General features: G+C 65.8%; 6 protein-coding genes and 1 riboswitch. All 6 genes read left to right on the top strand.

All coding sequences use genetic code 11. The features are described from left to right. Window positions 1-16 precede the first annotated feature (16 nt). The 6 genes from ACYVJ8_RS10480 to ACYVJ8_RS10455 all read left to right on the top strand — a co-directional run bounded on the left by ACYVJ8_RS10480 (window position 17) and on the right by ACYVJ8_RS10455 (window position 16,113). Complete coding sequence (locus ACYVJ8_RS10480) at window positions 17-694, top strand: MotA/TolQ/ExbB proton channel family protein (RefSeq protein ID WP_460712075.1); 678 nt, start codon at window positions 17-19, stop codon at window positions 692-694. 22 nt (window positions 695-716) lie between these two features. Then, window positions 717-1,223 carry an ExbD/TolR family protein gene (locus tag ACYVJ8_RS10475; RefSeq protein ID WP_460712073.1) on the top strand — a complete coding sequence of 169 codons (507 nt, stop codon included), beginning with the start codon at window positions 717-719 and terminating at the stop codon, window positions 1,221-1,223. Next, window positions 1,220-1,726 (top strand): ExbD/TolR family protein, encoded by a 507-nt coding sequence (locus ACYVJ8_RS10470; RefSeq protein ID WP_460712071.1) that lies wholly within the window; start codon window positions 1,220-1,222, stop codon window positions 1,724-1,726. The genes ACYVJ8_RS10475 and ACYVJ8_RS10470 overlap by 4 nt, the downstream gene beginning before the upstream one ends. Before the next feature lie 11 nt (window positions 1,727-1,737). Beyond that, on the top strand, window positions 1,738-3,129 hold the full coding sequence (locus ACYVJ8_RS10465; RefSeq protein ID WP_460712069.1) for an AgmX/PglI C-terminal domain-containing protein: 1,392 nt from the start codon (window positions 1,738-1,740) through the stop codon (window positions 3,127-3,129). A 40-nt stretch (window positions 3,130-3,169) separates the two neighbouring features. Then, window positions 3,170-3,261, top strand: a riboswitch (cyclic di-GMP riboswitch). Window positions 3,262-3,334: 73 nt separating this feature from the next. Further along, window positions 3,335-10,822, top strand: a complete 7,488-nt coding sequence (locus tag ACYVJ8_RS10460) for an isopeptide-forming domain-containing fimbrial protein (protein WP_460712067.1) — start codon at window positions 3,335-3,337, stop codon at window positions 10,820-10,822. Between the two features lie 5 nt (window positions 10,823-10,827). Continuing rightward, complete coding sequence (locus ACYVJ8_RS10455) at window positions 10,828-16,113, top strand: OmpA family protein (RefSeq protein WP_460712147.1); 5,286 nt, start codon at window positions 10,828-10,830, stop codon at window positions 16,111-16,113. Window positions 16,114-16,229: the final 116 nt, after the last annotated feature.

Here is a 16,229-nt window from a genome sequence, read left to right as displayed (position 1 = left end):
CAGTGAGGGCAGTGCCATGGGTTTGATTCATTCAGTAGCGCAGTTCTTCGCCGCCGGCGGCAAGATGATGTTGCCGATCCTGCTCATCGGCCTAGTCGGCCTGGCGATCGCCATCGAACGCTTCGTGACCCTCAATCGGGCGCAGGCGCAGACCAAGCGCATGTGGGCGGAAGTCGAGCCGTCGCTCAGCAAGGGCGACTTCGACAAGGCCCGCAAGGTCGTCAGCGACGACAACACCCCGCTCGGACGCTTGCTGGGCGCCGGTCTGGCGATGCAGGGCGCGGTACGTCGCCGTGACGACGTCGAGAAGGCGATGCAGGAAGGCATCATGGAAATCGTGCCGCGTCTCGAAAAGCGCACGCATTACCTAGGCACCTTCGCGAACCTCGCGACCCTGGTCGGCCTGCTCGGCACCGTCTCCGGCCTCATCGGCGCGTTCAGTGCCGTGGCGATGGCCAATCCGGCGGAGAAGGCCAACCTGCTGTCGGCCAGCATCTCCGAAGCGATGAACTGCACGGCGTTCGGCCTGGGTACCGCGGTGCCGCTGCTGTTCATGCACGCGTTCCTGACCTCGCGGACGCAGAGCCTGGTCGAGAGCCTGGAAATGGCGGCGATCAAGTACCTGAACGTCCTTTCGCTGCGTACGACTCGCAACGCGGAGCAGGCCTCCGTCCAGAACATCCGGGCCGCCTGAGGCCCAGGACAGGAGACACGCCATGGCCCTGATGCCCCGCCGCAAGCCACCGGCCAAGCCGGTCGAGCTGATGCTCGTGCCGATGATCGACATCTTCAGCGTGATGGTCACCTTCCTGCTGATGACGGCGGTGTTCTCGCGCATTTCGATCATCCAGCTCGATCTGCCGAGTGCGGCCGCCAGCGCACCCAGCGAGCCCACCTTCCGCCTCGAAGTGATAGTGCGCAAGGAAGGGCTGGAGCTGACCAACGGTCAAGACACGATCGCCGTGTTGCCCGTGGAGAAAGGGGCTTATCCGCTCCAGAAGTTGTCGCTCCTCGCCGCCGATCTCAAGGGCCAGCACGTGGAAGTCGACACGGCTTCGGTGCTGATGGCCCCGGATGTGGCGTACGACCATCTGGTGCAGGTGATGGATGCGGTCCGAAGCACGGATCTGGCGACTGCCAACAGCCATGGCTTCACCGGTGCGCCCGATGAGAACGGTCGCATTTCAATGTTCCCGAAGGTCGCCGTGGGAGACGCACCATGAGGATGTCGCTGAACCCGTTCCGTGGCGCGCGCAGGAAGCAAGCGGATGCCGAACTCAACCTGATCCCGATGATCGACATCATGTCGGTGATGGTGGCGTTCCTGCTGATCTACTCGACCGAGGTCGAGGTGGTCCAGAACGCCAAGGGTGTGGAGGTGCCGATCTCCACCGCCGAGGCAAAGCCGGCCGAAACCGTGGTGGTAACGATCACCCAGGACATGCTGCTCGTGCAGGGTGAAGTGATTGCCACGATGGACCAGGTCCGCGATCCCAAGGCCGCGCTGATCGAGCCGTTGCGCGAGTACCTGTCGCGCCCGTTGACCGGCAAGACCGGCGCCGCGCAACAGGCTGCGCTTGCCCACCGCGAAATCACCGTGCTGGCCGACAAGAGCCTGCCGTACGAGGTGATCCGCAAGGTGATGACGACCTGCACGGCGGCCGCCTACGACAAGTTGTCGCTCGCCGTGCTCGAGAAGGGCGGCAGCGCCCCCGCTGGCGGCTGAGGCAGAACAACGTGACCGATACCAACGCCATGGAACTCGAAACTACCCAGGACGCGAATGCCGCCGGTCCGCTCGACGAGCGGATCGCGCAGACGCGTGCGCGACTCGACGAGCTTGCGCACGAGCTCGCCGCCGTCGATGCAGAACTCGAAACTTTCGCAGCGGAGCGCGCCCGGCACAAATTGCTCGAACAGGCGTGCCACGCGCTGGAGCAACTGGACCAGGCCGGTGGCGCTGGCCCAGGCGGCCATGATGCACAGGGCGAATGGGCCGAGCACCTCGCGCGTGCGCGTGACCGTACCGAGTCCGTGCGTGCCAGCATCGACGAAATCGAAGCGCGCCGTCGCGACCTGGTGGAGCGGATCGGCGAGCAGAACGAGCAACTCTTCCTGCTCGAGGACGAAGCCTTCGAGCATCAGGAAGAACTCGAGCGCCTGCAGAACGAGTGGATCGTCGAGCGCGAACTCGAGACGGAGCGGGCGCGCCCGCACCTCATGCTGTGGACGCATGGCGAGGAGGATCAGCGTTCGCGCAAGGGATTGATCATCGCGCTGTGCGTCTGGCTGGTGATCGCGATCGTGTTCCCCTTCATCCATGCTCCGCAGCAAGCCGGGCCTGCGCCGGAAAAGTTGCCGGAACGCGTGGTCACCGTGATTCCCGAGGCCAAGAAACTGGAGCAGGCACCGCCGCCACCGCCGGAGCTCACCAAGCCGGTGGTGAAAAAGGTCGAACCCAGGCCGACGAAGCCGACCGCGAAGGTCGAGCCGCAACCCGTGCCGAAGCAGCCGCAGGCATCGAAGCCGCAAGGCATCCTCGCGTTCAAGGACAGCCTGGCTGCTGTGGACGATCTGCCTGCCGTCGCCGAACTGGGCAAGTCCGCGAAGCTCAGCGCCGACACGGGCGCCGCGCGTGCGGAGCGCTCCATGCTGACCAGCAATGCGCCGGGCAGCAGTGGCGGCATCAACCTGTCCGCGCAGAGCCGCAGCTTCGGCAGTGGCGGTGGCGAGCGCGGAGCCATCAAGGGCACCGCGCTGACCAGGGCCTCGAGTGGCATCAGCGCAATCGCATCCGCGGACAAGTCCAAATCGGTCGGTGGCGGCGCCAAGGGCGGGGGGCGCTCCGGTGAGGAGATCCAGATCGTCTTCGACCGCTACAAGTCGGCGCTGTACCGGTTGTACCAGCGCGAGCTTCGTCGTGATTCGACGTTGCAAGGCAAGGTCATCCTGCGTCTGACCATCCAGCCGGACGGCAGCGTGTCGATGGTGCAGGTGCAGTCCTCGGAAATGGAGGCGCCGGATCTGACCGCCGGCATCGTGGAACGCGTAAAGGGCTTCGACTTCGGCGCGAAGGACGTGCCGGCGGTGACGATCGTGTATCCGATGAACTTCCTGCCCTCTGGCTGAAGACGAACGTCGCAGCGCGCGTTTCGAAGCAAAAACAGCAATACGACAAAGGCAAACCCACCGAAAGGTGGCGACGCAAAGTCACCGGCCTATCGGGCGCGCAACGCGCCCCATGGCAGCGGGACCGCCGGAATCTGCGCCCGATGCGCAGGCATTCCCTTGGTCCGTCGGTGGCTTGCGTCGCACGCGAATGGAGTAAGGGTGTATGAGTCTGGGGTTCGCACGCAAAGCAGGAGCAGGCAAGCGCTGGATTCTCGTCCAGTTGTGCGCCTTCTTGGTGCTGCTCGGCACTTCGTTTGGTGCGTTCGCAGTGGATTGCGTTGCCGACTACGGCGGCGTTATCGACGGCAACGTGGTCAATCCGGCCCCCAGCAATATCAACATCGACGGCAACTGCGTCATCCGGAATTTCCAGCAGCCCAATCCGCTAAACAGCAACATCAGCTTCTATACATCGCCCGGCCAGAACAACAAGCGTTGGTTGGTGGTGTTCGACAACGTCGACTTCACCCTCGGCAACATTTCGTGCGACGCCGTGCACCAGCACCACATCTGGTTCGTCAATGGCTCATTGAACGACGTCAGAGCGAACTGCCAGAACTTCCTGGTGCCGGTCGAATCGATCAACAAGAAAGGCCCGGCGTATGCGGCCGTGGGCGTGCCTTTCACCTACCGGTTGCTGATTCCGGTCCTGATCGACCCGTCCTCCGGCACCGTAGTACTCAACGGCGCGTCCCAGAACGATCTGCACGGGATCACGCTCTACGACAACATCGGTCCTGATCCGGTCACCGTCTACCTCAACGGGCTGGATGACGGCGATCCGAGCACCCCTCCGGTGCAACTTCCCACCGTGATTCCCGGCACGGGCGTCGATCTCAGCCTGGTGGGCACGCCCAGTGTGCGCTGGTGCACCGATCTGTCGTGCCAGACGCTGGGTGCGGCGGTGAATCCGAACATCGTCGTCAATCCGAACGGACTGATCGAATTCCATTTTCCGCCCGGCTTCGTTCTGCCCAAGGGCGGTCGGCTGGCGATCGACATCACGGCCGTGCTCGACGACAACCCGGCGGTGAATACCCTCGGGAAGTCATTCGTCAACACTGCCATCTGGCAGTTCGGCCGTCTCATCGACGGCACGTTCTATACCCCGCTGCCTGGCGAGAACGGCGTGTCCAATCCCGCGGTGATCGCGGGCCCGAACCTGATCGTCAACAAGACCGGTTCTGCGGTGCTGGGTGGATCGACGCTGAATCTCGGCGAATGGGGCGATTTCACGGTCGATGCCGCGAACGCGGGCCAGTTCGACGCATGGAACGTCACATTGCTGGACCGCTTGCCCGATGGGCCAAACGGCGGCATGTGCGACATGACGCCGCAGATCACCAGCGTCCAGCTGGGCGGCACGGCATTGACCGAGGGCGTGCACTACACGCGGTCCTATACCGCCGCGCCCACCTGCGAGCTGAGCCTGACCTTGCTCGATGCGGCGGGACCGATCGCGCCAGGACAGCATCTGGTGCTGCAGTACCGCACCAAGCTGGATGCCAACAGCAAGAACGGCACAACGCTCACCAACGTTGCTGGCGCGACGCGCTGGTACAACGACCGCAGCAGCAACTCCGCACGCGTCGAAGTGAATCGCGTGCTCACCGACGGTACGGTGGGTGTCGACGACCATCAGGACGCGCACTCGCTCGCCGTGCTGCTGTCGGGCTACTTCTACGAGAAGACCGTCCGCAACGTCACCAGCGGCGAGGATCCGGCCAGGACCGCGATACCCGGCGAGGTATTGCATTACACGCTGCGTCTGCAGGCGACGGATTCCGCATTCAACGACGTCATTTTCCATGACCAGCTGCCGCCGGACTTCGTTGCCGGCTCGCTCGTGTTCACCTCATTGCCTGCGGGTGCCATCAACAACAGCAATGCGACCACGGGCTTGATCGACATTCGTGGTCTGGACGTGCCGGCGGGCAGTGAAGTACGCGCCGAATTCAACGTCACGTTGCTCTCCACGCTCGCCAATGGCCACTGGGTCGTGAACCAGGCCAAGCTGCTCGGCAGCACCGAAGCGTTCCTCGCCGACAGCGACGACCCGACCGTCAACGGCCAGGCCGATCCCAATCCCAGCGTAGACGACGAGGACCCCACTCGCGTACGCATCGCCGCGCCGCCCAGTCCGCCCACGAAGACGCTCGTGTCGCCGACCAATGGCGAGGCGACCATCGGCGAGGAACTCGTCTATCGGATCGCCGTGCCCGGCGTGGCGCGCAATTCGCCGATGTACGACGTGCAAGTCACGGACGCGTTGAATGCCAATCTCGAGTACGTCAGTGCGACGGTGACCGTGGGTGGCGTCGTCAATGGCGCGGGCGTGGTGAATTCGAGCACCGCATCGCAGGTGAATATCGCGATCGACCGGATCATCGCGGGCCAGCAGGCCTTCGTCGATGTGCGCGTGCGCGTGCGTAACGTGCTCGGTGCCCAGCAGGGCCTCGACGTGAGCAACACGGCGTCCTTCACCTACGCCGAAACCGCCGGGGGCGCCCGCGAACCGGCGCTCGCGACGAACCCGGTGGTCTTCAACGTCGTCGAACCGACCGTAACGATCGCCAAGGTGGCGGATCGATCCATCGCGGCCGCCGGCGACGTCATCCGCTACACCGTCACGCTGACGGCGGCGAGTGGGACCGACGCTTCGGGTGCGTTCGATCTATCGCTCAACGACGCGCTCAGCGCGGGCCTCCAATACGCCGGCAATCCAGTCGTCACCGGCACCGGCAATACGATCGGCGCGCCGGTCGTTACCGGCGATGGCAGTGCCGGCGCTCCGCAGACGCTGGTGTGGAGTCTGGGCAACGGCAACGCCGACATCGATATCGCCGAGGGCGAATCGATCCAGGTTTCCTACGACGTTCGCGTGCTCGGGTCGGTGCTCGCCGATCAGGATCTCACCAATACCGCGGTCGCGCGCTGGACCGGCATCGACGGCGCCAGTGCCGTGGAGCGCACAGGTGCCGATGGCCTCGGACAGCTCAACGACTACGTCACGAATCCGGCCTCGACCACGGTGACCACGCCCGGCGCGCGCCCCTCCAAGGTGCTGAAGTCTCCGGCGACGGGCAGGGCCACGATCGGCGAGGATGTGGTCTACACCATCACGGTGCCGAGTGCGCCGAGCAGCATCGCGCTGTTCGATGTCGCCGTCACCGACATGCTCGATGCGAACCTCGAGTTCGTGGGCGCGACCGTGACCGGTGTCGCCGGTGCCACGACGGCAGGCAGCACGCCTACGCAGATGAGCGTGGTCATTCCGCAGATTCCAGCGAACCAGCAGGCGACGATCGAGCTGCACGCCCGCGTGCGCAACATCCAGTCCGCCCAGCAGGGCGTGCAGGTCAGCAACACCGCTTCCTATACCTACGCGGTCAGCGCGGGTGGCGCTGCCGTGGCGCCGCTCAGCAGTGCTCCGGCCATGTTCACCATCGTCGAGCCGACGGTGGCCGTGGCCAAGACCGGCGACAAGACCGGCGCAAAGGGCGGTGATGTCGTGCGCTACACCGTAACGCTGACGGCGGCCGCCGATGCGAATGCGTCGGATGCTTTCGACGTGCGCCTGGTCGACACGCTTGCCTCCGGCCTTCAATACGTCGGCAACCCGATCGTCACCGGCGCCGGCAATACCATTGGCGCGCCGCAGATCACGGGTGATGGCAGTGCGGGCAATCCGTACGTGCTCACCTGGAGCACGGCCGCGGGCAATGCCGCTATCAACGTGACGACGGGCACTGCAGTGCAGGTCAGTTACGACGTGCGTGTGCAGACCGGCGTCGCGGCGCTGACGACCCTCGCCAATAGCGTGGTCGTGGACTGGACCGGCCTCGCCGGCAACAGCACGTACGAGCGCAACGGCGCCGGCTGCCCGACGGTGACTGCGCCCAACGACTATTGCGCCGGTCCCGCGACGCACTCGCTGCTCACCGATCCGCCGCGCCTCAACTTCACCAAGACGGTGGTCACCCAGGCGCCTGCGCATCCGGGCGACGTGGTGCAATACCGCCTGCAACTCACCAATCTCAGTAGCGTCAGTGCCGCCGGCATCTCGCTGGTCGACGAAGTCGATGCACTGAACGATCCGGCGAAGTTCGTGCCGGGCACGTTGGCCCTGGTCGGCACGCTGCCGGCCGGCGCGGTGAACAACACCAACGCCACCGGCGGTGCAAAGGGCACCGGCCGGATCGACATCGGCAACCTCACGCTCGGCGCCGCGGGTTCCGGATCCGAAACCGCGGTCATCGAATATCGCGTGCAGCTGGTGCCGGTGATCGCCAACGGCACCGTCGTCCTCAACCAGGCCCATGCGCAGTTCGGCGCCACGCTGCTCGCACTCAGTGACGACCCGAGCGTCAATGGCGCGGCCAATCCGGATGTCGCCGGCGACGAGGATCCGACCCGCCTGCCGATCGAATCGGCGCCGCAGCTGGTGATCGAAAAGACCTCGGCCTACCTGGGTGCGGACCCGAACGTGCTGATGGCCGGCGATACGCTGCGCTACACGATCACGGTGCGCAACGTCGGTACCGATCATGCCCATGGCGTGGTCCTGCGCGACCTGGTGCCGGCCAACACCACTTACATGGCGGGCAGCACCGCGCTCAACGGCGTGGCGGTGGCCGACGGCGCCAACGGTTCGCCGCTGATCAACGGCATTGCGATCAAGTCGCCGGCCGAGACGACCGCGGGCGTGGTCCGCGCCGACAACCCCGCCAATCCCGCGGCCAACGTCGTCACGATCACCTTCAACGTCATCGTCGATCCGAACGCGGTGGACGGCACCGTCATCGCCAACCAGGCCTTTGCCACGGGTAATGACGTGATCAGCGAAGTGCCCTCGGACGATCCGCGCACGCCGATCGTCAACGACCCGACCCGCGACGTCGTCGGCAACGCACCGCTGATGTATGCCGAGAAGGCGGTGGTCCTGCGCATCGACAACGGTACGCCGGGCGTGGTCGATTCGCTCGACACGCTGCGTTACACCATCCGCATCTACAACAACGGCAAGGCCCCTGCGACTCAGGTGACGCTGCGCGACGACGTGCCGCAGCACACGAGCTGGGTTGCCAACTCGCTCACCCTGAACGGCCAGCCCGTCGGTCGGCCCGATGGCGGTGTTTCGCCGCTGATCGCCGGCATCAACGTCGGCACGCTGAACCCCGGCCAGGTCGCCGTGGTGCAGTTCGACCTGCAGGTCAATGCGGGTACCGCCAGCGGCACGGTGATCTCGAACCAGGCGACGGTCGCAAGCGTGGAAGTGCCGCGACTGCTGACCGATGGCGACGGCAATCCGGCCACGGGCCCCGAACCGACCGTCGTGGTCGTGGGCGGTTCGCAGATGCTGACCATCAACAAGCAGGTGGCCGTGGTCGGCGGCGGTGCCGCGCTCCCGGGTGCCGAAGTGGAATACGTGGTCATCGTGCGCAACATCGCACCGGTGCCGGCCACGCTCGTTCGCATCGTGGACGATCTCAACGCGACCGCGTCGGGCCAGCTCACCTACGTCAACGGTTCGGCCATGCTCAATGGCAGCACTGCCGGCATCTCGGTGTTGGGTCAGGCCATCACCGCCGATTACGCCGGCAGCCATGGCGATCTTGCGCCAGGGGCATCGGCGACGCTGCGCTTCCGCGCCACCATCGCCTCCGGACTCGCAACCGGCACGCGCGTGACCAACACGGGCGTGGTGAACTGGAACGATCCGTCGCAGACTGCGAGCGCGAGCGTCGCATTCGATGTCGGTGGCAGGGTCGGTGTCGGCGTGCTCAGTGGCCACGCCTGGCATGACGCCAACTTCAACAAGACGGCGGATGCGGGCGAGCGCGTGCTCGCGGGCTGGAACGTCCAGCTGTATCGCAACACCAGGCTCGAACGCAGCACCAGCACCGACGCCAATGGCGATTGGCAGGTTGCGGGCGTGGCGCCGAACGAAGGCACGTCCGATGCGCTGGAAGTGCGCTTCACCGCGCCGGGCGCGACCGCGACCACGGCCAAGCTCGGCTATGCGCACTCGATATTCAGCAACGATCTGCAGCGCATCCATGCCATCACCGTGCAGGCCGGCAGCAACCTGCTGAACTTGAATCTGCCGATCGAGCCCAACGGCGTGGTCTATGAGTCGATGAACCGTGGCGCCATCGCGGGTGCGCACGTGCGCATGCTCGATGCGGCCGGTGGCTCGCTGCCTGCCTCCTGTTTCGCCGATCCGGCGCAGCAGGGCCAGGTCACGCAGCAAGGCGGCTTCTATCGCTTCGACCTGAACTTCGCCGACCCAGCATGCCCCTCCAGTAGCGGCTACGTGGTCGAAGCCGCACCGCCTTCCGCGGACTTCCTGGCCGGTGCTTCGGCGCTGATTCCGCCGACTTCGGATGCGAACACCGCGGCGTTCTCCGTGCCCGGTTGCCCGGCCGGCGTGAGCGATGCCATCCCCGGCACGACCGAACGCTGCGAGGCGCAGCCGTCCGAACTGGCGCCGTCGACCTCGGTGCCGGCGCGCTCGGCTGGCACCACGTACTACCTGCACCTGCGACTGGACGACACGTCCGTCCCGGGCAGCAGCCAGATCTTCAACAACCACATCCCGATGGATCTCGATCTCGGCGAAGCGCTGGCCATCAGCAAGACCACGCCGATGAAGAACGTCGTGCGCGGTCAGCTGGTGCCGTACACGATCACGCTGCGCAACCTCTCGGGCCTGCAGCTGCGCGATGTGCGCGCCGTCGACTCCTACCCGGCGGGCTTCCGCTACGTGCCGGGATCGGCGCGCATCGACAACGTGCCGACGGAGCCGGTGCAGAACGGGCGCCAGCTGACGTGGAGCGGTGTCGCCTTCGGTACCGCCGATGAGCACGTGATCACGCTGTTGCTGGCCGTAGGCGCAGGCGTGGGTGAGGGCGAGTTCGTGAACCACGCACGCGTGTGGAACGGACTTACCGATCGTCCGCTGTCCGGTGAGGCCACCGCCACTGTGCGCGTGGTGCCGGATCCGACCTTCGACTGCACCGACATCATCGGCAAGGTGTTCGACGACGCCAATCGCAATGGTCATCAGGACCAGGGCGAAGGCGGCCTCGGCGGCGTACGCGTGGTGAGTGCGCGCGGCCTGGCGGCCACCACCGACAAGCACGGTCGTTACCACATGACCTGTGCGGTGGTGCCGAACGAAGACCGCGGCAGCAACTTCGTGCTGAAGCTCGACGATCGCACGTTGCCCAGTGGCTATCGTCTGTCCACCCGACAGACCGTCATCGCGCGTGCCACGCGCGGCAAGGCGCTGAGCATCGACTTCGGTGCGTCGGTCTTCCGCGTAGTAAGCCTCGACCTCAGCGACGAGATCTTCGAACGCGATGGCACGCAGCTGCGCCGCCAATGGCAGCCGCGCCTGCAGACGCTGATCGATGCACTGGTGGAGGAACGGTCGGTATTGCGCCTGTCGTACCTGGCCGACCTGGAAACCCCGGACCTGGTCGAAGCCCGCCTGGCGGCGATCAAGGCGAAGGTCGTCGAAGCCTGGCCGACCGCCGGCGGGGATTACGAGCTCACGGTGGAACAACAGACCTTCTGGCGCCGCGGTGCGCCGGTGGAGCGGCCTGCGAACAGCGCCCCGACGGGTAACCAGGGGGCGCGCAAGTGAACACCATGCTGAAGAAGAACATGTTGACGAACCGCATGCGATTGGCACTGCTGGCGTTGAGCCTGATCACGGCCACGGCGGTGGCACAGACGATGCCGGGTCAGGCCGTCCAGGACCAGACCACCGAGGATCAGACCGATCAGGAACAAGTTGGTCAGGAGCAAGCCGCTCACGAACAGACTGCCGACGATCAAGGAGAGAGTCAGGAAGCCGAGGCTCAAGACGTCGCGGAGCAGGACGTTGAGGAGCAGGGTGCCGAAGAGCAAGACGCTGAAGATGAGGGCGCCGGCGAGCCAACCACAAAAGATGCGGTGATCGGCGAATCCGTCGAACGCCAGTTGCCCGGCGACCAGACGTTCCATCCGCTGGCGCGCGATCCCAGCGTGCTGCAGACCGAGCGCGGCGACCGCGTGGAGAAGCAGCAGGTCGATGGCCAGGTGATGGAAACGGTGAAGTTGGGCGGCATCATTGCGCCGCTGTACTTCGACTCGGGCGCGATCGCCCTGCGCAAAGGCGACGTCGAGAAAATCCGCCGCGCGATGGAATCGGTGCGCGACAAGGCCAACGTGCGCCTGCATCTGATCGGCCATGCCGACAACCAGCGCCTGTCGCCCGAACTGACCGCGCGCTATGGCGACAACCAGGGCCTGTCGAACGAACGCGCCGGCGAAGTGGCGGAGTTGCTGCAACGTGCACTCACCCTGCCGCCGGAGGCGATCGCCTTCGAAGGCCTGGGCGATACCAAGCCGGTGGCGAGCAATGCAACCGATGCGGGCCGCGCCCGCAACCGTCGCGTGGAAGTGGAGGTCTGGTACGACGAGCCCAAAGCCGCCACGAAGGCGCAGGAAGTAGTCGTCAGGGAGGAGCTTCGCCAGATCAAGGTCTGCCGCGTACAGGAGCTGTGCCTGATGCGTTTCCAGGAAGGGCAGGCGCGTCGCACGCGGGTGAACAACCTGGTTTCCGCATTGCATTACGGCGAAGAGGGCGTGGAAGTCTCGCCGGCGTTCATCGAACAGGTGCGCAAGGGTTTCGCCAACCTGGAAGGCAAGCAGAACGTGACGGCCAAGTTCATCGGCTATACCGATGACCAGAACTTGTCGGATCGCAACGCGCGCATCTACGGTGATGCGGTGGCGTTGTCCAAGGCGCGCGCGCAGCGTGCCGCGCTCGCGGTGCAACAAGCCTTGAACCTGCCGGCCGCGGCGGTGCAGAGCGACGGTCGCGGCGCCACGGCGGTCATCGGCGCGAACGACACCCCGCAGGGTCGCGAGCTCAACCGCCGCATCGAGGTGCAGTTCTGGTACGACGACCCGTTACGCGAATTGCCGGAAGAGGCGCAGATGTGCCCGGCGGAAGCGGACAACGAGATCGTCACCCGCGTCTACCAACCCACGGGCGGTCCCCTTCCGGTGCTGACGATGGACGGTAGCGACATCGTCACTCCGCCCGGCCTCACCGACCGTCTTCACAGTGCGATGGCCGAAATCCAGGATCGCGACAACGTGCGCCTGCGCTTTATCGGCTACACCGGCAACGCGCGCCTGGATCGCCGCACCGCTTCCGTGTACGAGGACGACATCGGCCTGTCGACGGCGCGCGCGCGCCGCGCGATGGACACCATCCGCAGCCTGATGCAGCTCGGTCCGGAACAGGTCGAGCACGAGGGCCACGGTTTCGTGCAGGCCGCAGACGTGCCGAACGACGGCTTCATCCAGGGCGCGGATTCCTACATCGAAGTGCAGGTGGTGTACGACGAGCCCGTGTTGCGCGACGACTACGAAGGCGTGGACATCACCCGCCTGACCCGCGAACTGACGCCGCGCAACGCCTTCGGCCTCAACCCCATGCACATCTCGGTGAACGGCGAACCCATCGACGATCCGGGCCGCAGCTCCGCCGACGTGCAGCGCTGCACCGACGTCGCGCTGGACGATGCGGGCATCCGTTTCCAGTTCGACGACCTCAAGGCCCAGCCGCGCCTGTCGGTATCCGCCGCGCCGCAGGTGGCGCTGGTCGACGAACCCGTGCGCTTCCGGATGTATTCGAACTACGGCAGCTTCATCCACCGCGCCGAAGTGCACATTCAAGAGAAGGGGCAGTCCGTGCAGGCGCCGCCGCTGGCCGCAGTGGTGCTAGACGCGAACGGCGAAGCCGAGTGGCAGCCGTCGGTGACCGATATTCCGTCCGCCGGGCGTGAATTGCAGTACGTGCTGCGCGTCTATGACGAGCAGGGTCGATTCGACGAGACCAGCCCGCGTCCGTTGTGGCTGGTCAATGCGAAGACCGATGGCAGCGTTGCGGACGTCCCGGCGACGGCAGCGGCCGAAGGCGCACCGCCGCTGGCCGGCTACGGCGAGAGCCATATCGCCAAGCGCAACATCCGCATTGGCGGCAACACCATCGCGGTGCGCGGCAGCGGCATCCCGGCGGGGCACAGCGTTTGGGTGGCCGGCCGACCGGTGCCGGTGGACGCCAAGGGCGATTTCATCGCCGAGGAAATCCTTCCCGAAGGCCTGCACACCGTGGAGGTGTCGGTGCTCGATGCGGAAGGCAACGGCAATCTCTACCTGCGCGATCTGGAAATGCGCGACCGCGACCGTTTCCTGGTCGGCATCGCCGATCTGACCGCGTCGAAGACGAAGACCACCGGTCCCGCCGATCTCTTGCAGGGCGAGAACACGGGCTTCGAACGCAGCTCCAACTTCGACGGGCGACTGGCCTTCTTCGGCACGCAGAAGTTCGGCAACGGCTGGCGCGTGACCGCCAGCGCCGATACGCGCGAGGGTCCGGTGAAGGACCTCTTCGGCAACTTCCTCGACAAGGCTCCGGACGCGCTGTTCCGCCGCATCGATCCGGACTACCACTATCCGACCTTTGGCGATGACGGCATCGTCGAAGAGATGGCGCCGACGCTGGGCAAGTTCTATCTGCGCGCGGAGCGTGGCGACGACTTCGCGATGTGGGGCAACTTCAAGACCGACTACGCGGGCAATGAACTGGCCCAGGTCGATCGCGGGCTCTACGGTGCCGACGCGGAGTGGAAGGCGGATGCGACCACCGCGTTCGGCGAACGCCGCGCGGTCGTCAGCGGATTCGCGGCCGAACCCGGCACGATCGGCGGTCGCGACGAGTTCCGCGGCACCGGTGGCTCGCTGTTCTACCTGCACAACCAGGACATCCTCAACGGTTCGGAGCGCTTGCGCATCGAAATGCGCGACAAGGACTCGCAGCTGGTTACCGGCACGGTCGAGTTGCGCCCGGGCCTGGACTACGACATCGATTACCTGCAGGGGCGTGTGCTGCTGTCCGAACCGCTGTCGTCCACCGGCGGCGACAACATGCTGGTGCGCAGCGGCGGTCTGTCCGGGTCGGAGGCCTGGCTGGTGGCGCGTTACGAGTACACCCCCGGCTTCGACGAGATCGACACGCTGACCACCGGCGGCCAGGCGCACATGTGGATCAACGACCACATCGGCCTGGGCGTCACCGGCAGCCGCAGCAGCGGCGATGCCGATGACAACAGCGTGCTCGGCATGGACCTCACGCTGCGCAAGAGCGACGCGACCTGGCTGAAGTTGCAGAGTGGCCGCACCACGGGCATGGCGTCGAATTCGCAGTACTCGTATGACGGCGGCTTCGGCTTCGCCGGTACCGATCCGTCGGCGTTCAACGATGCGTCGGCCAGCGGCTACCGCGCCGACTTCAGCCTGGGCATCGGCGACGTCTTCAAGCGGGGCAAGGGCCGGGTCACCCTGTACACGCAGGCGCAGGATGCCGGTTACTCGGCACCGGGCCTGGGCACGCTGTCGGATCGCACGTACTACGGCGGCACGCTGGATCTGCCAATCGGCGACAAGCTCAGCGTCATCGGCAAGGCCGACCACCGCGAACAGGACGCGGGCCTCACGCTGGAAGCGGCCGAGGTGAACGTCAAATACCAGCTCAACGATCGCTGGAGTGTGGCCAGCGGCGTGCGCAACGACAAACGTGAAGACCTGCGCGCAGTGGTGCCGCTGACCCAGGAACAGGGCCAGCGCACCGATGCGGTGGTGCACGTGGGTTACGACCCCGCCGGTAAATGGAACGCCTGGGGCTTCGCGCAGGGGACCCTGTCGAAGGACGGCGACCGCCAGGACAACAACCGGCTGGGCGCCGGTGCCGCGATGCGCATCGGCGAGAAGCTGCGCGTGGAAGCGGAGGCTTCGGCCGGCGACCTGGGCCCGGGCGGACGGCTGGGCACCAGCTACCTGGTGTCCGACAAGACCAGCCTGTACCTCAACTACGCGCTGGAAAACGAGCGTGGCGACATCCTCAACGGCACCAATCTGAGCGGCCAGCGCGGCAGCCTGGTCTGGGGCGTGAAGCACCGGCTGGCGGACAGCAGCAGCGTCTATGCCGAAGAGCGCTACCAGGACGCCAACGAGTCCCATGGCCTCACCCATGCCGCCGGCATGTCGCTGAACCTGGACGATCACTGGACCCTGGGTGCGAACGCGGAGCTGGGCACGTTGCAGAACAGCGACACGGCGGCCGAGACCGATCGCCGCGCCGGCGGCGTGCGCGTGGCCTACAGCAACGGCTCGACCCAGGTCTCCAGCGGCATCGAATACCGTAATGACGACGGCGAACAGGCCGATGCCACGCACGTGGAACGCACCACCTGGCTGTTCCGCAACAACTTCAAGTTGCAGATGTCGGACGACTGGCGCCTGGTCGGCAAGCTCGACCACTCGATGAGCGACAGCTCGCAGGGCCAGTTCTACGACGGCAAGTTCACCGAGGGCGTGGTCGGCTTCGGCTACCGCCCGGTGCTCAACAACCGTTTGAACGCGCTGGCTAAGTACACGTACTTCTACAACGTGCCCACCACGGACCAGGTGGCGCTCGACGGCACGGCGGCGCAATTCATCCAGAAGAGCCACATCGCTTCGGTGGATGCCACCTTTGAGCTGAATCCGTCGTGGTCGGTGGGCGGCAAGTACGCCTACCGCCTGGGGTCGGTGAGCCTGGACCGCGAGAACCCCGAGTTCTTCGACAACCGCGCGCAGTTGCTCATCGTGCGCACCGACGTGCGCGTGTTCGACAAGTGGGAAGGCCTGGTGGAGGCCCGCAGGCTGCAACTGCCGGACCTCGACGAATCCCGCAGCGGCATGCTGCTGGGCGTGTACCGCTACTTCGGCGAGCACGTGAAGGCCGGCGTGGGCTACAACTTCACCGACTTCTCGGAGAACCTCACCGACCTGAGCTACCGTCACCAGGGCGTGTTCGTGAACGTCGTCGGCGCGTTGTAGCGCCGGTAAACGCTGGGGAGCCGCGGGTCGGTGCGGCTCCCTTTGCGACTCGGAATGGAGGCCATTCCGGGGAAGGCGATTCGCGCGGTGTAACCTATCAGGCCGTCCTTCCCACG

It is taken from the genome of Lysobacter terrae (assembly GCF_054782215.1).
The sequence above is the reverse complement of the archived record's forward strand: the minus strand, read 5'-3'. Positions and strand labels throughout refer to the sequence as shown.